This is a genomic window from Streptomyces sp. NPDC053560 (genome assembly GCF_044544605.1).
GTDB lineage: Bacteria > Actinomycetota > Actinomycetes > Streptomycetales > Streptomycetaceae > Streptomyces.
The window spans coordinates 228,838-247,688 of record NZ_JBITXI010000008.1 but is presented as its reverse complement, the minus strand read 5'-3'; the positions used below and the strand labels follow the sequence as shown (position 1 = coordinate 247,688).

The 18,851-nt window shown below is 72.3% G+C and carries 18 protein-coding genes; 6 read left to right on the top strand and 12 right to left on the bottom strand.

Annotated elements, in window-relative coordinates:
* Positions 1-4: 4 nt before the first annotated feature.
* The 7 genes from ACIGQF_RS20900 to ACIGQF_RS20870 form a co-directional block, all read right to left on the bottom strand.
* Positions 5-2,098, bottom strand: a complete 2,094-nt coding sequence (locus ACIGQF_RS20900) for a xanthine dehydrogenase family protein molybdopterin-binding subunit (protein ID WP_399712101.1) — start codon at positions 2,096-2,098, stop codon at positions 5-7.
* Positions 2,098-3,096: an FAD binding domain-containing protein gene (locus ACIGQF_RS20895; RefSeq protein WP_399712098.1), complete on the bottom strand. Its 999-nt coding sequence runs from the start codon at positions 3,094-3,096 to the stop codon at positions 2,098-2,100. Before ACIGQF_RS20895 ends, ACIGQF_RS20900 begins: the two co-directional genes overlap by 1 nt.
* A complete protein-coding gene (locus ACIGQF_RS20890) occupies positions 3,093-3,635 on the bottom strand; it encodes a 2Fe-2S iron-sulfur cluster-binding protein (protein WP_399712095.1) in 543 nt (180 codons plus the stop codon). Before ACIGQF_RS20890 ends, ACIGQF_RS20895 begins: the two co-directional genes overlap by 4 nt.
* An 80-nt stretch (positions 3,636-3,715) precedes the next feature.
* Complete coding sequence (locus tag ACIGQF_RS20885; RefSeq protein WP_399712618.1) at positions 3,716-5,125, bottom strand: rhamnulokinase family protein; 1,410 nt, start codon at positions 5,123-5,125, stop codon at positions 3,716-3,718.
* Between the two features lie 68 nt (positions 5,126-5,193).
* Positions 5,194-7,233, bottom strand: coding sequence for a bifunctional aldolase/short-chain dehydrogenase (locus ACIGQF_RS20880; RefSeq protein ID WP_399712094.1), 2,040 nt, complete (start codon positions 7,231-7,233; stop codon positions 5,194-5,196).
* A 180-nt stretch (positions 7,234-7,413) separates the two neighbouring features.
* Positions 7,414-8,589 (bottom strand): L-rhamnose isomerase, encoded by a 1,176-nt coding sequence (gene rhaI / locus ACIGQF_RS20875; protein ID WP_399712092.1) that lies wholly within the window; start codon positions 8,587-8,589, stop codon positions 7,414-7,416.
* Positions 8,590-8,775: 186 nt separating this feature from the next.
* Entirely contained in the window at positions 8,776-9,312 is a 537-nt protein-coding gene (locus ACIGQF_RS20870) for a Dps family protein (protein ID WP_399712090.1), read from the bottom strand.
* 297 nt (positions 9,313-9,609) lie between these two features.
* On the opposite strand from ACIGQF_RS20870, the gene ACIGQF_RS20865 reads away from it, so the two are divergent.
* Entirely contained in the window at positions 9,610-10,890 is a 1,281-nt protein-coding gene (locus tag ACIGQF_RS20865) for a PP2C family protein-serine/threonine phosphatase (protein WP_399712088.1), read from the top strand.
* Here the strand turns inward: ACIGQF_RS20865 and ACIGQF_RS20860 are convergent.
* The 5 genes from ACIGQF_RS20860 to ACIGQF_RS20840 all read right to left on the bottom strand — a co-directional run bounded on the left by ACIGQF_RS20860 (position 10,864) and on the right by ACIGQF_RS20840 (position 15,726).
* Positions 10,864-11,133, bottom strand: coding sequence for a hypothetical protein (locus ACIGQF_RS20860; RefSeq protein WP_399712085.1), 270 nt, complete (start codon positions 11,131-11,133; stop codon positions 10,864-10,866). The genes ACIGQF_RS20865 and ACIGQF_RS20860 overlap by 27 nt on opposite strands.
* Complete coding sequence (locus tag ACIGQF_RS20855) at positions 11,130-11,816, bottom strand: hypothetical protein (protein ID WP_399712083.1); 687 nt, start codon at positions 11,814-11,816, stop codon at positions 11,130-11,132. Before ACIGQF_RS20855 ends, ACIGQF_RS20860 begins: the two co-directional genes overlap by 4 nt.
* Complete coding sequence (locus ACIGQF_RS20850; RefSeq protein ID WP_399712081.1) at positions 11,813-12,943, bottom strand: flavin monoamine oxidase family protein; 1,131 nt, start codon at positions 12,941-12,943, stop codon at positions 11,813-11,815. Before ACIGQF_RS20850 ends, ACIGQF_RS20855 begins: the two co-directional genes overlap by 4 nt.
* Positions 12,944-12,954: 11 nt before the next feature.
* Positions 12,955-13,320: an FAD-dependent oxidoreductase gene (locus ACIGQF_RS20845; protein ID WP_399712079.1), complete on the bottom strand. Its 366-nt coding sequence runs from the start codon at positions 13,318-13,320 to the stop codon at positions 12,955-12,957.
* Positions 13,321-13,428: 108 nt separating this feature from the next.
* A complete protein-coding gene (locus ACIGQF_RS20840) occupies positions 13,429-15,726 on the bottom strand; it encodes an ATP-binding cassette domain-containing protein (RefSeq protein WP_399712077.1) in 2,298 nt (765 codons plus the stop codon).
* Positions 15,727-15,948: 222 nt separating this feature from the next.
* On the opposite strand from ACIGQF_RS20840, the gene ACIGQF_RS20835 reads away from it, so the two are divergent.
* The 5 genes from ACIGQF_RS20835 (at position 15,949) to ACIGQF_RS20815 (ending at position 18,704) form a co-directional block, all read left to right on the top strand.
* The gene (locus ACIGQF_RS20835) at positions 15,949-16,269 is read left to right on the top strand and encodes a hypothetical protein (protein WP_399712075.1); all 321 of its coding nucleotides are present in this window, start codon (positions 15,949-15,951) and stop codon (positions 16,267-16,269) included.
* A gap of 88 nt (positions 16,270-16,357) precedes the next feature.
* Positions 16,358-16,672, top strand: coding sequence for a hypothetical protein (locus ACIGQF_RS20830; RefSeq protein WP_399712073.1), 315 nt, complete (start codon positions 16,358-16,360; stop codon positions 16,670-16,672).
* Positions 16,584-17,006, top strand: a complete 423-nt coding sequence (locus tag ACIGQF_RS20825; RefSeq protein WP_399712071.1) for an O-methyltransferase — start codon at positions 16,584-16,586, stop codon at positions 17,004-17,006. Before ACIGQF_RS20830 ends, ACIGQF_RS20825 begins: the two co-directional genes overlap by 89 nt.
* 127 nt (positions 17,007-17,133) lie before the next feature.
* A complete protein-coding gene (locus ACIGQF_RS20820; RefSeq protein WP_399712069.1) occupies positions 17,134-18,036 on the top strand; it encodes an anthranilate synthase family protein in 903 nt (300 codons plus the stop codon).
* A gap of 209 nt (positions 18,037-18,245) precedes the next feature.
* Complete coding sequence (locus ACIGQF_RS20815; protein WP_399712067.1) at positions 18,246-18,704, top strand: MarR family winged helix-turn-helix transcriptional regulator; 459 nt, start codon at positions 18,246-18,248, stop codon at positions 18,702-18,704.
* Positions 18,705-18,851 lie beyond the last annotated feature (147 nt).

The window sequence follows — 18,851 nt, the reverse complement described above, 5'->3', positions numbered from 1 at the left end:
GCCGTCAGAGGTGGGGCAGCAGGGCGTCCGGGGTGACCGGCAGGGCACGGACGCGGACGCCCGTGGCGTGGTGGACGGCGTTGGTGACGGCGGCCGCCGTGCCGACGATGCCGATCTCGCCGATGCCCTTGGAGCCCATCGGGTTGAGGTGCGGGTCCTCCTCGTCGAGCCAGTGCACGTCGATGTCGGGCACGTCGGCGCAGACCGGCACGTGGTACATCGCCAGGTCGCGTTCCGCGTAGTCCCCGAACTCCCGGTCCATCGTGCTGTGTTCGGTCAGCGCCATGCCGAGGCCCATCGTCATGGCGCCGAGGAACTGCGAGCGGGCGGTGCGCGGGTTCAGGATGCGGCCCGCGGCGAAGACGCCGAGCAGCCGCCGTACCCGCGTCTCGCCGGTCACGGTGTCCACCTGCACCTCGACGAACTGCGCACCGTACGCGTGCCGTGCGTACTCCTCGCCGCGCTTGGCGTCCTCGGTGGTGTCGGCGGTGGCCGTCAGCCCGGTCGCCGGTACCTCGCTGTGTTCCTCCAGCTGCCGCCGCAGCCCGTCGCACGCCTTGTGCACCGCGGAGCCCCACGAGGAGGTGCCCGCCGAGCCGCCCGCCACGGGGGCGGCGGGCAGGTCGCTGGATCCGACGTGGATGCGGACGCGCTCCAGCGGCATCCGCAGCGCGTCGGCGGCGATCTGGGCCAGCACGGTCCGGGCGCCGGTGCCGATGTCGGTGGCGTTCACCCGTACGTCGACCAGCCCGTCGGCGCGGGCGTGCGCCTCGGCCCGGCACGGAGCGACCAGCACCGGGTACGTCGAGGCGGCCACGCCGGTGCCGAGCAGCAGCCGGCCCTCGCGGCGGCCCCTGACCGCCGGATCGCGGTGCTGCCAGCCGAAGCGGCGGGCCCCCTCGCGCAGGCATTCCACGAGGTGCCGGCTGCTGTACGGGCGGCCGGAGTCCGGCTCGCGGTCGGGTTCGTTGCGCAGCCGCAGCTCAACGGGGTCCAGGCCGCAGGCGAGGGCCAGTTCGTCCATGGCCGATTCGAGCGCGTACATGCCGGGGCACTCGCCGGGCGCCCGCATCCACGAGGGCGTGGGGACGTCCAGCCGCGTCACCCGGTGGGTGGTGCGGCTGTTCGGCGAGTCGTACATCGTGCGGCTGGGGCTCGCCGCCTGCTCCACGAACTCCTGCACGGTGGAGGACTGGGTCACGATCTCGTGCGCCAGCGCCTGGATGCGGCCGTCGCGGTCGGCGCCGAGGCGGAGCCGCTGGATCGTGGGGGCGCGGTGGCCGGTGACGGACTCCAGCAGCTGGCGCGGCAGGGCGAGGGTCACCGGGCGGCCCGTCACGCGGGCGGCCATGGCGGCGAGCACCGACTGCGGGCGCGGTGTGCCCTTGGAGCCGAAGCCGCCGCCGACGTGCTCACTGGTGACCTGCACCTGTTCCGGGCCGAGTCCGAAGAGCTGGGCCAGCATCCGCTGGACGGTGGACGAGCCCTGGCTGGAGTCGTACAGGCACAGCCGGCGCTCGCCCTCCCACCAGGCGGTGGCGGCGTGCGGCTCCATCGGGTGGTTGTGCAGCGGCGGGGTCTCGTACACGGCGTCGTGCTGGACGGCCGCTCCCTCGTACGCGGTGTCGAAGTCGCCGCGTTCCCGGTCGGCGGGGTGGCCGCCGTTGGCGGTCTCGGGCGCGTAGAGGCCCGGGTGGTCGATGCCGAGCAGGACGTCGTGCGGCTCCGAGGTGTAGTCCAGGCGGACCGCCCCGGCCGCCGCCCTGGCCGCCTCCAGGGAGGTGGCGACCGCGAGGGCGACGATCTGGCCGCGGTGCGCGACGCGCGGCGACTGCAGGACGGCGAGCGTGGGGTCCTCGCCCTCTTCGAGGCGGGGCGCGTTCTCGTGGGTGAGCACGGTGAGGACGGCGGGGTCGGCGAGCGCGGCGCCGGTGTCCACGCCGGTGATCTCCCCACGGGCGATCGTGGCGGGCACCGCCCAGGCGAACAGGCCGTCGGGGTGTCCGTGGTCGGCGGCGTACCGCGCCGTGCCGGTCACCTTCGCGCGGCCCTCCAGCCGCGCGGTGTCCGCACCCAGGGTCCGGGGCAGGGTCGTCATCACGCGCCTCCCGCGTGGGCTTCGGTCAGGTCCGTGAGCAGGGCGACGGCCAGCCGGCGGGCCAGGGGGATCTTGTAGCCGTTGTCGCGGAGCGGCTCGGCGGCCGCCAGTTCCTGGTCCACGGCCCGGCCGAAGGACTCCTCGGTGGCGGGCCGGCCGAGCAGCGCCTCCTCGGCTGCCCGGGCCCGCCAGGGCTTGGCCGCCAGCGCGCCGAACGCGAGCCGCACGTGCTGTACGGTGCCGCCGCTCACCCGCAGGTCCGCGGCGGCCGAGGCGAGCGCGAAGGCGTACGAGGCGCGCTCCCGGGCCTTGCGGTAGGCCGAGCGTGCGGCGGGCGCGGGCGGCGGCAGCTCGACGGCCGTGATCAGCTCGCCGTGCTCCAGTACGGTGTCGCGGTCCGGCGCGTCGCCGGGCAGCCGGTGCAGCTCGGCCACCGGAAGCGTCCGGGTGCCCTCGACCGACACGCAGTGCACCGTCGCGTCGAGAGCGGTCAGCGCGACCGCCATGTCCGACGGGTGGGTGGCCACGCAGTGCTGGGAGGCGCCGAGGACGGCGAGGTCGCGGTGGATGCCGCTGCGCGCGGGACAGCCGGAGCCGGGCCGCCGCTTGTTGCAGGGCTTGCCGATGTCCTGGAAGTACACGCAGCGGGTGCGCTGGAGCAGGTTGCCGCCGATCGTGGCGAGGTTGCGCAGCTGCGGCGAGGCGCCGGCCAGCAGCGCCTGGGACAGCGCCGGGTAGCGCGCGCGGACGAGCGGGTGCACGGCGAGGGTGCTGTTGCGTACGGTGGCGCCGACCCGCAGCCCGCCGTCCTCGGTCTCGGTGACCTCGTCGAACGGCAGCCGGCTGACGTCGACCAGCATCTCGGGCACCTCGACCCCGAGTTTCATCAGGTCCACCAGGTTGGTGCCGCCGCCGAGGAAGGCCGCGCGCGGCCGGCGGGAGAGCAGGTCGACGGCGGCTGCCGGGTCGGTGGCCGTCTCGTACCGGAAGGGTTTCACCGGGCTGCCTCCTGCACCGCGTCGATGATGTTCACGTACGCGCCGCAGCGGCAGATGTTGCCGCTCATCCGCTCGCGCACCTCGCCGCCGGTCAGCTCCACCGGCCCGTCGGGCACCCCGTCCGGCGTCACCGCGCTGGGCCAGCCCTCGCGCGCCTCGGCGATCGCGGCGACGCCCGAGCAGAGCTGGCCGGGGGTGCAGAAGCCGCACTGGAAGCCGTCGTGCGCGAGGAACGCCTCCTGGAGCGGGTGCAGCGCGTCTCCGTCGGCCAGGCCCTCGACGGTGGTGACCTCCGTGCCGTCGGCGGCCACCGCGAGCAGCAGGCAGGAGTTGACCCGCCGGCCGTCCAGCAGGACGGTGCAGGCCCCGCACTGGCCGTGGTCGCAGCCCTTCTTCGCGCCGGTCAGCCGCAGGTCCTCGCGGAGCAGGTCGAGGAGCGAGGTGCGGTTGTCGACCGTGCGTTCCTGGCGTTCGCCGTTGATGTGCAGGGTGAGCGCGGTGGTGGTGTCCGCGCCGCCTGTACCCTCCGTGCTTCTCATGGAGTCACCAGTGCCCCTGAAGGCGCCACCCGAAAACGGACAAACCGGCTCCACACCTCGCTCGGACCAACCGGGAGCCGTCATTCCAGGCCGATGCGGCGTGCCGCGGCGTCCCAGGCGGCGCGGTCGCCGCCCGGGGTGTAGCGGCGGAGCGGCTGGGTGCCGGCGACCAGACGGCGCATCTCGGTGCGGTCCGGGACGAGGCCGTGCGCGCGGGCCTGGACGAGGACGTTGCCCAGCGCGGTGGCCTCGGCGGGGCCCGCGACGACGGGCAGCCCGGTGGCGTCGGCGGTGAGCCGGCAGAGCAGCTCGTTGCGGCTGCCGCCGCCGACCAGGTGGACGGTGCGGATCTCCCGCCCGGCGAGTGCGGCGGCGCGGCGCAGGGTCCGGGCGTGAGCCAGGGCGAGCGCTTCGAGGATGGTACGGACGAGTGACCCCTGGTCCTCGGGCGGGCGCTGGCCGGTCCGGACGCAGTACGCGGCGATGCGGGCCGGCATGTCACCGGGGGCGAGGAATTCGGGTGCGTCGGGGTCGATGACGGCGGCGAACGGGCGGGCCCGGTCGGCCGCCGCCAGCAGCGGGCCCAGTTCGTACGGCAGCCCCTGTTCCCGCCAGGTGCGCTGGGTCTCGCTCAGCAGCCACAGGCCCATGATGTTGCGGAGGTAGCGGGTGGTGCCGTCAATGCCCAGCTCGTTGGTGAAGTTCGCGGCACGGGACTCCTCGGTGCGCACGGGCGCATCCAGCTCCAGGCCGGCCAGCGACCAGGTGCCGCACGAGAGGTACGCGAAGTCCGGCTCCTCGGCCGGCACCGCGGCCACCGCGGAGGCGGTGTCGTGCGAGGCGACGGTGGTGACAGGAGTGGTGGCCGGCAGCCCGGTGGCCTCGGCGACGTGCGGGAGCAGGGTGCCCGCCTGCTCGCCGGGGCGGCGCAGTGGCGGGAGCAGCTCGGGGTCGAGGCCGAGCCGGCCGAGCAGTTCCTTGGACCAGGTGCCGGTACGGGCGTCGAACAGGCCGGTGGTGGAGGCGTTGGTCGCCTCCGCCCCCGCCTCCCCGGTCAGCCGGTGCACCAGCAGGTCCGGCATCAGCAGCAGGGTGCGGGCCGCCGCGAGCCGGCCGCTGTCGCGGTCCGCCGCCAGCTGGTAGACGGTGTTGAACGGCAGGTGCTGGAGCCCGGTGACCGCGTACAGCTCGGCCGGTCCCACCGACGCGCGCACCCGCTCCGCCGTGTCCTCGGTGCGCGCGTCGCGGTAGTGGAACGGCTGGTCCAGCAGCTTCCCCTCGGCGTCGAGCAGGCCGTAGTCCACCGCCCAGGTGTCGATGCCGACGGAGTCCGCGCCGCCCGCCCGGGCCACCGCGCGCAGCCCGTCGAGCATGCCCCGGTGGAGCGAGTCCACGTCCCAGCGGAGCCCGTCGGGCCGCCGGAGCGGGGTGTTGGGGAAGCGATGGGCCTCGGTCAGTTCCAGCCGGTCCCGCCCCACGCGGGCGCGCATGACGCGCCCGCTGGTGGCACCGAGGTCGACGGCGGCGAAGGTACGGATGCTGGTCACCTCGTCTCCGGTCAGCGCAGGAACGCCGCGGCGACCCCGGCGTCCACGGGGACGTGCAGTCCCGTCGTGTGGGTCAGGTCGCCGCCGGTCAGCGCGAACACCGCGTTGGCGACGTGCTCCGGCAGCACCTCGCGCTTGAGCAGGGTGCGCTGGGCGTAGAACTCGCCGAGCTTCTCCTCCTCGATGCCGTACGTCGCCGCGCGCTGCGCTCCCCAGCCGCCGGCGAAGATCCCGGAGCCGCGCACCACGCCGTCGGGGTTGACGCCGTTGACGCGGATGCCGTGCCCGCCCAGCTCGGCGGCGAGCAGCCGCACCTGGTGGGCCTGGTCGGCCTTGGTGGCGGAGTAGGCGATGTTGTCGGGCCCGGCGAAGACGGCGTTCTTGGACGCGACGTAGACGATGTCGCCGCCCATGTCCTGGGCGGTCATGACGCGGGCGGCCTCGCGGGAGACGAGGAAGGAGCCGCGGGCCATGATGTCGTGCTGGAGGTCCCAGTCCTTCGCGGTGGTCTCCAGCAGCGGCTTGGAGATCGAGATGCCGGCGTTGTTGACGACCAGATCGACGCCGCCGAAGGCGAGTACGGCAGCGCGGAGGGCCGCGGCGATCTGCCCCTCGTCGGTGACGTCCACGGCGACGGCGACGGCCTTGTCCGGACCGCCCAGCTCCTCGGCCACCGTGGCGGCACCGTCGGCGTTCAAGTCCGCGACCACGACGCAGGCCCCCTCGGCGGACAGCCGGTGCGCGATCGCCCTGCCGATGCCCGAGCCCGCGCCGGTGACCAGCGCGACCCGGGTGGCCAGCGGCTTCGGTGCGGGCATCCGCCGCAGCTTGGCCTCCTCCAGCTCCCAGTACTCGATGCGGAACTTCTCGGCCTCCTCGATCGGCGCGTACGAGGACACCGCCTCGGCGCCGCGCATCACATTGATCGCGTTGAGGTAGAACTCCCCCGCCACCCGGGCGGTCTGCTTGTCCTTGCCGTAGCTGAACATGCCGACGCCCGGAATCAGCACGATCGCCGGGTCGGCACCGCGCAGCGGCGGCGAGTCGGGGCTCGCGTGCCGCTCGTAGTAGGCGCGGTACTCCTCCCGGTACTCCGCGTGCAGCTCCTTCAGGCGCGCGACCGCTTCCTCCAGCGGCGCGGTGGGCGGCAGGTCGAGGACGAGCGGCCGGACCTTGGTGCGCAGGAAATGGTCGGGGCAGGAGGTGCCGAGGGCCGCGAGCCGGGGGTGCTCGGCACGGGCGAGGAAGTCGAGCACGGGCTCGGCGTCGGTGAAGTGGCCGACCTGCGGCTTGTCCGCGGAGGCGAGGCCGCGGATCACCGGGGCGAGCGCTGCGGCCCGCTCCTTGCGCGCATCCTCGGGCAGTGCTTCGTACCCCTCGACGACCGGCCCGAAGGGCTCCTCCTTGCCGTGGTCGGCGAGGAACTTCTCCGCGGTACGGATGATCCACAGGGCGTTGCGCTCGCACTCCTCGGAGGTGGTGCCCCACGCGGTGATGCCGTGGCCGCCGAGGATCACGCCGACGGCCTGCGGGTTGGCCTCCTTGACGGCGGCGATGTCCAGGCCGAGCTGGAAGCCGGGGCGCCGCCACGGCACCCAGGCGACCCTGTCGCCGAAGCACTCGGCGGTCAGCTTCTCCCCGTCGGCGGCACAGGCCAGCGCGACGCCGGAATCCGGGTGCAGGTGGTCGACGTGCGCGGCATCGACGAGGCCGTGCATCGCGGTGTCGATCGACGGCGCCGCACCGCCCTTGCCGTGCAGGCAGTAGTCGAAAGCGGCGACCATCTCGTCCTCGCGCTCGACGCCCGGATACACCTCGGTCAGCGCGCGCAACCGGTCCAGACGGAGCACGGCGAGCCCGGACTCCTTGAGGGTGCCGAGGTCACCACCGGAGCCCTTGACCCACATCAGCTCGGTGGGCCGCCCGGTAACGGGATCGGCAGCACTGCCCTTGGCGGAAGCATTACCGCCCGCGTAATTGGTATTCCGCGGATCGGCACCAAGCCGGTGAGCCCGCTCCAGGAGTGCTTCGACTTCGGGGTGGGATGCCATGGTGTTCTCAGTCCTTCGCGACGATTGCATACGTGTGCCGATGGCGTACGTGTAGGGGCGTCCCCTCGGGGGCGCGGGGCTGCGGTTGTTTGCGGCTCCGCCGCGCGGGCGCGACCAGCCGCAGCCGGCCCGCAGTCGCCGACAAACAGAGCGCGGCAGACACTCAGGCGCGGTAGCCGCTCAGGCGCCCCAACCGGCCGGCGAACCGCCCACCCGCTCCGCGACAATCCGCTCCTGCCAGCCGGAGGCCCGGTACGCCGCCATCGGGTCGGGGTCCAGCCCCATCTCTCCCCGCACCTCGAAAAGCAGCGGCCGGACGTCGGTGTTGTACGCGTCCATCAGGACGTCATTCGCCGCCAGCACATCGCCGGAACCCTGCGCTGCCCGCAGCGCGTCCGTGTCCACCAGCAGCGCCTTCGCCGTCGCTTCCTGCACGTTCATGACGGAGCGGATGACAGCGGGAATCTTCGCCTCGATGTTGTGACACTGGTCGAGCATGAAGTTCACGCCGCGCTCGGGCTCCAGCCCGCCGTTCTTGATCACCTCGTGCATGATGCGGAACAGCTGGAACGGGTCCGCCGAACCCACCATCAGGTCGTCGTCGGCGTAGAACCGGGAGTTGAAGTCGAAGGCGCCGAGCTTCCGTTCGCGGAGCAGGAAGGCGACGATGAACTCGATGTTGGTGCCGGGCGCGTGGTGTCCGGTGTCGACGACGACCTGTGCCTTGGGGCCGAGCTTCAGGCAGTGGGCGTACGAGGTGCCCCAGTCGGGCACGTCGGTGGTGTAGAAGGCCGGCTCGAAGAACTTGTACTCCAGGAGCATCCGCTGGTCGTCCCCGAGCCGTGCGCAGACCTCGGCCAGCGCCTCGGCCAGCCGGTCCTGGCGGCCGGCGATGTCGTCCTGGCCCGGGTAGTTGGTGCCGTCGGCGAACCAGAGCTTCAGGTCGTTCGAGCCGGTCGCGTCCATGATGTCGACGCAGGCGAGGAGGTGGTCGACGGCCTTGCGGCGGACGGCCGGGTCGGGGTGGGTGACGGACCCGAGCTTGTAGTCCTCGTCCTGGAAGGTGTTGGAGTTGATGGCGCCGAGCCTCAGACCGCGCTCCGCCGCGTACTCCGCGAGCTTCCCGAAGTCCTCGACGGTGTCCCACGGGATGTGCAGCGACACCAGGGGCGCGACTCCGGTGAACTCGTGCACCCGCGCCGCGTCGTCCAGCTTCTCGTACGGGTCGCGGGGGACGCCGGGCTGCGCGAACACCTTGAAGCGGGTGCCGGAATTGCCGTAACCCCAGGACGGTGTCTCGATCACCTGTTCCTTCAGGGCGGCCTTCACGGCGGACGGGGCGGGCGTGCTCGGCATGGTTCACCTCGGCGGTGTGCGACGGCGAAACGCTTTTTGAATCGTTTCAGTGTGCCCTAAGCTAGGCCGCCGGAGGAGAGAGCGTCAAGAGGCTGCCCATACAAAGCACTGTGCCCGGCCACCGCATGGCCGGGCACGGTGAAAAACGATTCAGGTAACGCACCCGCCACCCGCCGCTCCGGGGCCTCAGGGCTGCCGGCGCGCCTGCTTCCCGGCCGCCCGCGCGGCCCCCTCCTCGCTGGTCTCGCTGGCGGTGCTGAGCTTGCCACCGGAGCTCTCCAGGTGGGCGCGGATGAACCACTGGAACAGCTCCAGGCTGCGGAGCTGCTCGATGAGCATGTCCTGGGTGATCGGGTCGGGCTCGTCGGTGGCGCGCACCGCCTCGCGGTGGTCCTCGATGACGCCGGTGTACACCACGTCCAGCGCGCCCAGGTGCTCGATGGACTCGGCGCGCCCGATGGCGTAGTCCCCCCACGTACGCTCGGCGACCATGACGCCGGGCGTACCGGCGGGCTCGCCGCCCAGCGTCGAGATCCGCTCGGCGGTCGTGTCGATCATGTCGCGTACGGCGTCCACCTGCGGGTCGAGCATTTCGTGTACGGCGATGAAGTGCGGGCCGACCACGTTCCAGTGCACGTGCTTGAGGGTGAGCGCCAGGTCGTTGAGTGCGTGCAGCCGCATCCGCAGCAGCTGGACGACCTCCGAGCCTGCGGAGGCGCTCATGCCCGGAACCGTATAGGCGAGCTTCGGGTCGGCTTTCGAGGCCACGGCACTGTCTCCTTCGACGGTCTTCAGGCGGCCCGGCGGGCTTGCCGGTCGTCCCGGCCCGACGGGGCGCCGGGCGTGCGCCCACAGCCGTACCACCGGGCCTCGCGCGGCAAACGCCCGGTTCCTCCGGTTGTACGGGCTTCCTCCCGGTGCCGCACCCCAGGGTGTTACGGAGGTACCGGCAGCGGGTACTGCGGGCACACGGCGACCGTCTCGGGGGCGCCGTGCCTCCACGCCGAGGGAGGGCCCCGTATGAGCACCTCGGCCGCCCGGGAAGAGCTGCTGGGCGACCTCCTTGCCGCCAGCCATCTGATCACGCTGGAGCAACTGCCCGGCCTGGTCGCGCGGCACGCGGCGCGGGCCGGCTGGCCCGACGTGCTGATCTACCTCGCCGACCTGCAGCAGCAGATGCTGCACCTGCTGACCGAACGGGGCCCGCGGGCCATGTACGGGCCGGCCCGCCAGGTGCGCGCGGACCGGCCCGCCGAACTGCGGGTGGAAGGGACGGTCGCGGGCCGCGCCTTCCAGCTCGGCACGATCGTGCCCGCGAACGCGGCGGGCGGCGGCCAGTGGTGGGTACCACTGGTCAACGGCACGGAGCGGATGGGCGTCCTGCGGGTCGAAGCACCCACCGACCCGGCCCTCCCCCGCGACCTGCGCAACCTCGCCTCCCTGGTCGCGCTGCTGCTGGTCAGCAAGCGCGGTACGAGCGACACGTACTCCCGGCTGGTGCGCCGCCGCGACATGAACGTGGCCGCCGAGATGGAGTGGCGGCTGATGCCACCGCGCACGTTCGCCACCGACCGCGTGCTGATCAGCGCCGTGATGGAACCGGCGTACGAGGTCAGCGGCGACGTCTTCGACTACGGCATCACCGGTGACACCGTCCACCTGGCCATCTTCGATGCGATGGGTCATGACACCGCCGCCGGGCTGACCGCCAATCTCGCACTCGCCGCCTGCCGCAACCACCGCCGCCAGCGGTCGGGCATGCTGCGCACCGCGGCGGCCGTCGAGCACGCGCTGGCCACGCAGTTCGACAACAGCCGCTACGCCACGGGGATCCTCGCCGACCTGAACCTCACCAGTGGCGCGCTGCGCTGGACGAGCTGCGGACACCCCGCGCCGGTCATCATCCGCGGCGGCCGCACGGCGCTCTCCCTGTACTGCCCGCCGAGTACGCCGCTCGGCACCGACCTGGAGCCCTCTCCCTCCCTCTGCCACGACCAACTGGAGCCTGGTGACAGGCTGTTGCTCTACACCGACGGCATCACCGAGGCCCGCAACCCCGAGGGCCAGGAGTTCGGGCTCGACCGCTTCACCGACTTCCTCATCCGCCGCCACTCGGACGGCCTGCCGCTCCCCGAGACGCTGCGTCGGCTGATCCGGCGTCATCTGGACTACCACCACGGCCGGCTGGACGACGACGCCACCGTCCTCCTGGTGGAGTGGCACGGCCCCACGCCGTACCACCGCGACCAGGTCGAGGCCCTGGCAGGCCTCCCCTCACCTTCCCACCACCCCATCGATTGATTTCCGATCGAAAGCAATCGACAATCCCGGCCTGCTGCGCAAGGCGACCAGCCCCCAGACCGAGATCGCCGAGGTCATCCGATGGCGATCGTCGTCGGCCTCGACGTCGAACACCGCGTGATCGATGACCGCGGCCGTGGTCTGCGAGTCGGCCCCGACCATGTTGATCTGGGTGGAGATCAGCTCTTCCTCGCTCAGCCGGTCCCCGTCGTCCTCGTGGGTGGCCAGGAGCACGCTGGTCATGTCGTCGCCGGGCGTGCGGCGCTCGTGGTCGACCAGGGCTCGCATCGCGGCGGACAGGCCTCGCGGGTGGCCGCCGCCTCCTCCGGGCTGACGTCCGTCTCCAGCGAGGCCTCCAGGGCGCGCAGCATGGCCGGACGCTGGATGTCGGGGACACCGAAGAGGTCGCATATCACTCGGGTGGGCAGAGCCAGCGCGAAGGGGGCGCGAAGGTCGGTCGGCTCACCTGCGCCCTCCGCACTGCCCGCTCCCCCACGGGCGCGTGAACCATCCTGTCCGAGCGGTGGGTTCGCGAGGTCTGCCAGCAGGTCTGCCACGGCTGCCTCGACCGCCGGCCGGAGGTCGTCGATGCGGCGCGGCGTGAACGCCTTGCCGAACGGCATCCGCAGGCGCTGGTGATCGGCGCCGTCGGTGGTGAGCATGGAGACGATGTCGACCCACGGGTTGAGCCAGGGGATGGCGCCCGGCCGGTAGCCGGGCCAGGACTTCCGGACGTCCTTGGCGACATCGGGGTGGGTGAGCAGATGTCTGGCGACCTCTCCGCGGGTGACGGACCATGCGGTGAGCCCGTCGGGGAGCAGGACGCGGACGGCGGGGCCGGCGGCGCGCAGCCGGTCGGTCTGCGCGTGCCCCTCCCGGCCGCCTCTGCTGGTGAGTTCCACGATGCTGGTGGCGGTGCTGGTCACCCGGTACCTCCTGGTGGGTACGGTGCTGCTGCGTCGAGGGAGGTCAGGGGGCCGCCCGGGCCCGAGGACGGGGGAACGACGGTGCCCGGGCGGCCGGTACGAGGCGCCCGGCGCTCAGACGTCGCCGGTGCGGGCGAGCTCGACGACGGTGCGGACGGCGGATTCCAGGGCGAAGGTCGTCGAGCCGCCGTTGGGGTCGAACGCGGCGTGCCCGCCCGCGAAGTGCACGCGCCCCTCGGGCTTGCGCACGGCCGGCATGAGGTCGGCGTGGTGGGTCCCGGGGGGAGGGAGGCGCCCTCGATGTGCGGCTGCTGGTCCCAGACGACCGACGTGCCGGCCTCGAAGTGCTCGCGGGCCCCCGGCATCGGCCCTTCGAGCTGGTCGAGTGCGAACCGCAGCCGCTCTTCGTCCGTCATCGCGGCGACCGCCCGGGCGCGCCAGCCGGTGATCAGGCACTCCACTATCTTGCGGGGGCCCGGCAGATGGGGCGTGGCGTCGCGGACCCAGCGCAGCGGGAGGTCGGTGGCGTAGCTGGCGTTGGGCTCCTTCCAGAACTTCGCCCGCATCTGGAGGTAGATCCGGACGATGGAGGAGTACTTCAGGCGGCGCATCGCCTCGTGCTTGGCCTCGGAGAATCCGGCGTCGGCGAAGTCGATGTGGCGGATGGCGCTGAAGGGGACGGTCACCACGACGCGGTCCGCCTCGATGGTCTGCGGTCCGCCGTGGTCGACGAAGGTGACCCGGGCGCGGTCGGCGTCCTGTTCCACCCGTACCACCGGCTTTCGGTAGTGAATGTGGTCCTTGAGCCGCTCGGCGAAGGCCCGGGGGAAGGAGTCCGTACCGCCCTTGATCTTGGACCATCGGGGGTCGGCCCTGACCAGGGAGTGGGGGCTTGCCTCGTGCCGCAGCCAGGCCAGCGCCGAGGCGGCCTTGAGGTCGCCGCCCCGCATCTCCAGGAAGAACGGCTCCATCAGCTCGATCGCCGCTTCGGAGGCGCCGCGTTCGCGGAGGACCTGGTGGACCGAGCGGCGGTCGTACGGCGCGAGACGCCCGGTGACCTGCCACTCGGGTGCGGCGATGTCGGGCTGCAGCTCGCGGCACAGCTCCTGCACGTACCGGTCGACCATGTCCGCGACACTCAGGTCCCGTTCGTGGTCGTGCAGCGGCAGCAGGCCGAGCCGGGCGAGGGACGCGGCTTCGGGCCCGGCGAACCGCCCGTTGCGGTAGTACGCGAAGTCCGGTCCAGCAGGTAGGAGGTGGCCAGCTGGACGCCGAGCTCACGTATGCAGTGCGTCGCGTAGTGGCAGTACGGCGTCACCGTCATGGCGCCGGCCTCGGCGTACAGCCCGTCCGCGAACGGCTCGCGCAGGGTGTACGCCCGGCCGCCGGGGCGGGCGCTCGCCCCCAGGACCGTCACGTCGCTGCCGCGGCGGGTCAGTTCGTGGGCGACGGCCAGCCCCGCGAGGCCGGCCCCGACCACGACGACCTTCCGGGGGAATCGCATTCCCTCGAACCCGGTGTCGAGGGCTCTTCGGACCTCGCTCGGTGGGTTCCGGCATGAGTGTGCTCCTTCACGGGTGCGGGTGCCCCGGGGGCGCGAAGGGGGAGGACGTCAGGACCGCGCGGTGGCCTGCGCCAGGTCCTTCCTGAGGTGTGCGGCGGTGTGCGAGCCCTCGGCCGTCAGCAGGTCGGCCGGGGTGCCCTGAAAGACGACATGGCCGCCGTTCCGGCCGGCCTCCGGCCCGAGGTCGACGACCCAGTCGGCGTGCTTGACGACGTCCAGGTCGTGCTCGATCACGATGACGGTGTTGCCGCCGTCGACCAGCCGGTCCAGCAGCGCGAGCAGCTTCTCCACGTCCGCCATGTGCAGCCCGGTCGTCGGCTCGTCGAAGACGTAGAGGCCGCCCGTGCCCCGCAGCCGGTCCGCGAGCTTCAGGCGCTGCCGCTCACCGCCGGACAGCGTGGACAGCGGCTGGCCGAGAGTGAGGTAGGCCAGCCCGACCTCCTGGAGGGTGGCGAGCCGGCGCCTGACGGTGCGTTCGGTGAAGAACCCCAGCGCCTCCTCGACGGTCAGGGCGAGCGTCTCCGCGATGCTCCGGCCGCCGAGCCGGTACTCCAGGGCCTCGGCGCGGTAGCGGCGGCCCTCGCACACCTCGCAGACCGTGGTGACCGGGTCCAGGAACGCCAGGTCGTTCTCGACGAAACCGCGGCCCTTGCACTCCGGGCAGCCGCCGGTGGAGTTGAAGCTGAACATCCCGGCGTCCACGCCGTTCGCCCTGGCGAACAGCTTGCGTACGGTGTCCATGATGTCGACGTACGTGGCGGGCGTGGACCGCGAGGAGATGCCGATCGCGGACTGGTCGACGAAGACCGCCTGCGGCTGCCGGGCCGCGAAGACCTGGCCGATGAGGGTGCTCTTGCCCGACCCGGCGACGCCGGTCACGGCGGTCAGGACTCCGGTGGGGATGTCGACGGTGACGTTCTTGAGATTGTGCAGATCGGCACCGGTGATGGTGTGGGCGCCTGTCGGGGTGCGGAAGCGGCTCTTGAGTCCGCGGACCCTGCCGAGCCGACGTCCCGTGGGGGTGCCGGAGGCGCGCAGGCCCTCGACCGTGCCCTCGAAGACGATCTCGCCGCCGTGCGTGCCGGCACCGGGCCCCATGTCGACGACGTGGTCGGCGATGCCGATGACCTCCCGGTCGTGTTCGACGACGAGGACGGTGTTGCCCTTGTCCCGGAGGTCCAGCAGCAGTTCGTTCAGCCGGTGCACGTCGCGCGGGTGCAGGCCGACGCTGGGCTCGTCGAAGACGTACGTCACGTCGGTGAGGCTGCTGCCGAGGTGCCGCACGATCTTCAGCCGCTGCGCCTCGCCACCGGACACGGTGGAGGTCTCGCGGTCCAGGCTGAGGTAGCCCAGCCCCACGGCGTCGATGCGGCGCAGTACGGCGAGGGCCGCGGCGGCCACGGGCTTGGCGACCGGGTCACCGATCGCGCCCAGCACGTCGATCAGTTCGCGGACTTCCATCGCGGTGCAGTCGGGGAGGGTGTACGGGCCGATCCTCGACCGCCGGGCAGCGGCGTTGAGCCGTGTGCCGTGGCAGTCCGGGCAGGGGCCGCGGGTGACGACCCGGGCGAGGGCCGCGCGGTCCCGGTCGCTGAGCGAGTCCGCCTCGCGCTTGAGGTAGCGCCGGGTGAAGCGGGTGACGACGCCCTCGTACTCGTTCTTGTAGACGCCGTGCCGGCCCCGGCGGTCGACCCGGAAGCCGCCGCCGTACAGGAGGAGTTCGCGCTCCTCCGCGGTGAACCTGCCGACGGACTTGTCGGGGTCGAAGAGGCCGGACTCGGCATACAGCTGCCACTGTGCGGTGCCGACCGCGAACGAAGGGTAGGTGATGGCGCCTTCGTTGAGCGTCCGCTCCGGGTCGAGCAGGCGGTCCAGGTCCACGCGGCTGGTGCTGCCGAGGCCCTCACAGGCCGGGCACATGCCGTGCGGGTCGTTGAACGAGTACAGGTTGGACGGCCCGGCACTCGGCGTTCCGTGCCGCGAGAACAGTACGCGCAGCATGGGGTGCACCTCGGTCATGGTCCCCACAGTGGAGCGCGAATTGCCGCCGATCGGTTTCTGGTCCACCACGATGGCCGTGGAGAGGTTCGCCATGACTTCGGCGCGCGGCCGCTCGTAACGGGTGAGCCGGTTGCGGACGAACCACGGGAAGGTCTCGTTCAGCTGTCGCTGGGACTCCACGGCGATGGTCCCGAAGACGATCGAGGACTTGCCGGAGCCGGAGACACCGGTGAAGACGGTGAGCTTCCCTTTGGGGATGGTCAGGGAGACGTTCTTGAGGTTGTTCTCCCGGGCCCCGCCGATCACGATGTCGCCGCTGAAGTGTGCCCCTCCTCGGTCCGCCATGTTCCGCCCTCCCCGCAGCAGTCGGTCGAACGCCGACAGCCCACTCAAGTAATTTCCGTACGGCAATCATAGGCTAGCATCACACCCACTACACCCCCGATCAACAGGAGGCTCTCCATGGCCAGTCACACCTACGGGTACGCCCTCGACACTCAGGTCGCCCCGGACGCGCCGTGGGCCTGTTACGCGGATCCGGCCGCCTGGCCCGCATGGCACGCGTAGGTGCAGGAGCTGACCCTCGACGGGCCACTGGCCTCCGGCGTCCGCGCCACCCTGACCTTGCACGGCGCGCCCCCGACCCCCCTCACGATCACCGAGGTCACCGCGGGAACCGGCCTGGCCACCGAAGTCGGCATCCCCGACGGCACACTCCTGCGGTTCCGCTACCGGCTCTCCCCGCTGCCCGAGGGCACCCGCGTCACACACCGGGCCGAGATCGAGGGCCCCTCCGCCGACACCGAGGGCTTCGCCACTTCGGTGACCGGCCCCATCCCGGACACGCTGCGCAAGCTGGTCGAGGTCGCCGCCGCCCGCACCGCCTGACGTTCGCGCCCCGCCCCGCCGGGCGTTCACCCGCGGGGCACTCCCCAGCGGCGAGTCACCCCTATACGGTTTCCAAAGTCCAATCTTCTTGGCGTTCGCCAACGGTATTCCGCACCCCACCCAGGCCGGAGCAGGAGTCATAGACCAGGACCAGTGGACCGCGATCGACCCGTACACCAACAGCCTCCTCATACCGGAGGACCCCGTGCTGGCGGTCGCGTCCGAAGTGAGCAGGGACGCCGGCCTGCCGGACATCGAAGTCGCCCCGGACCAGGGCATGCTCCTCCATCTGCTGGCACGTGTCCGCGGCGCCCGTGCCATTCTGGAAATCGGCGTTCGGCGGCTACAGCACCATCTGGCCGGCGCGCGCCCTGCCGCCGGGTGGCAGGCTCATCACCATTGAATCCGGCATTCTCTTCGCCGAGGCGGCCCGGCAGAACATCGCGCGGGCCGGCCTGACGGACGTGGTGGACCAGCGGGTGGGCAAGGCGCTGGAGGTGCTGCCGGACATCGAGGCCGAAGGCGCCGGTCCGTTCGACCTCATCTTCATCGACGCCGACAAGCCGAGCGTTCCGCAGTACTTCGCCTGGGCACTGAAGCTCTCCCGGCCGGGCAGTGTGATCGTCGTCGACAACGTGGTGCTCGGCGGCGCCGTCGCCGATCCGGACAGCCCCGACCCGGCGGTCGCCGGCTTCCCGGACGTTCCACGAGCTGCTGGCCGGGGGAGGCGCGGGTGAGCGCGACGACCCTCCAGACCGTGGGCGCCAAGGGACACGACGGGTTCACCCTGGCGGTGGTGAACGAGTGAGCGGCGCCGCTGAACCGCCGAAGGGCCCTCCCCCGACGGGGAAGGGCCCTTCGCACGTGCCGGCCGCGACGGTCGCGCGGCGTCAGCGGGTCAGGGGCATCCGCGGGAACGGCGCCCACGACGTACGGGAAGTCCCGTCCCGCACGATGTTCGCCGCCACCGTCACCGGCAGCCCGCTGGAGAGCGCCTCCCGGGTCATCCGCCGGTACGAACCGTCCGGCCGCGGCTTCTACGCGGGCGCCCTCGCCCTCTTCGGCCACGACGCGCACGGCGAACCGTGGCTGGACTCCCCATCCTGGTCCGCACGATGGACATCGCGCCCGTCGGCATCGGGCCTCCTCGGGAGCGAGGTGCTGGTCGTCGACGCGGAGGACGACTTCACCGCGATGCTCGCGCACCTGCTGCGGTCCGCCGGGCTGCGGACGGCGGTGCGTCCGTACGACGATCCGGGGCTGCGGGTCGCGCTCGCCGCCCACCGCGGCCCGGTGGTGCTCGGCCCCGGCGACCCCGACGACACGGCGGACCCGCGCATCGCGACACTGCGGGAGCTGGCCACCGACCTGCTGACCGCCGCCCGGGACGGCGGGAAGCCGGTACTCGGCATCTGCCTGGGCTTCCCGATGCTGGCCCGGTCCCTCGGGCTGCCCGTGCTCCGCGGCGAGCGGCCGCAGCAGGGTGCGCAGCGGACGGTGGACCTGTTCGGCCGCCGGGCGACCCTCGGCTTCTGCAACTCCTTCTCCGTAGGCCGGCCGGGACCGCGTCGACGCCCTGCTGCGGGCCGGCGTGGAGGTCGCCCGACACCCGGGCACGGACGAGGTGATCGCGCTGCGGGGCCCCGGCCTGGCGGGGTTCAGTTCCATCCGGAATCCGTCCTCAGCATCTCCGGCGCCGAACTGTTCCTGTCGCTGATGACTGAGACCGTCGGGCACGGCAGCGGGCTGCGGGCCGCTGCGGGATGACCGAGCGCGCGGGGCCGCGGGGCCGGACGGCCCTTGCGGCCCCGCGCCGTACTCGCGCACCGGCCACGCCGGTTCCCGTACCGTCGCCGCCGGGCCGCGGCAGAAGAAGCCGCACTTGTACAATTTCCGCAAGGAAACCAAACACCGGGCGGAACGGCGTCGCGCCGGCCCGCACTCCCCTGCACGCGCCCCGGAATGGAGTGTCACCGATGACGGGACCTCAGGCCGTCCCCGCTCAGCAGCACGGCACGACCGATCTGGAGGACGCCCTGTCCCACCTGCAGTGCGTCCTGGTCGCCCGGCGCACCCGCACCAACCCCGAGGGCATCAACTGGCAGCAGTACGACGTCCTGGAGATGCTGCGCATCCGGGGCGCCATGAGCCCTTCCGTGCTGAGCGAATCCCTGGGCGTGTCGCGGCAGACGGCGTCCAAGGCGCTGCGCGTTTTGAAGGACCTGGAGCTGGTCGAGCAGGCCGCGCTCGGCGAGGACAAGCGGGAGCAGACGACGTCGCTGACGTCGAAGGGCCATGCCTTCCTCGCCACCGCAGCGCGCAGCCGCCGGGAGAACGTCCGGGCCGCCGCGGAGGTGCTGTCGCCCGGTGAGCAGGCGATGTTCACGGAGATGTGCCAGAAGGTGGCCGCCTCGATCGACACCCTGCTGCACTGAGGCGACCGGGCACCGACCGGCCCGTGACGGCGTTATGACGGCAGGACCGGCGTGGCGCCGCTGCGGGCCGGGGTGCGCTGCTGCCAGTGGGCCGCCACGGCCACCGCCTGCATCAGGTTCAGCAACAGCGCGGACTGTGGCTGGCGG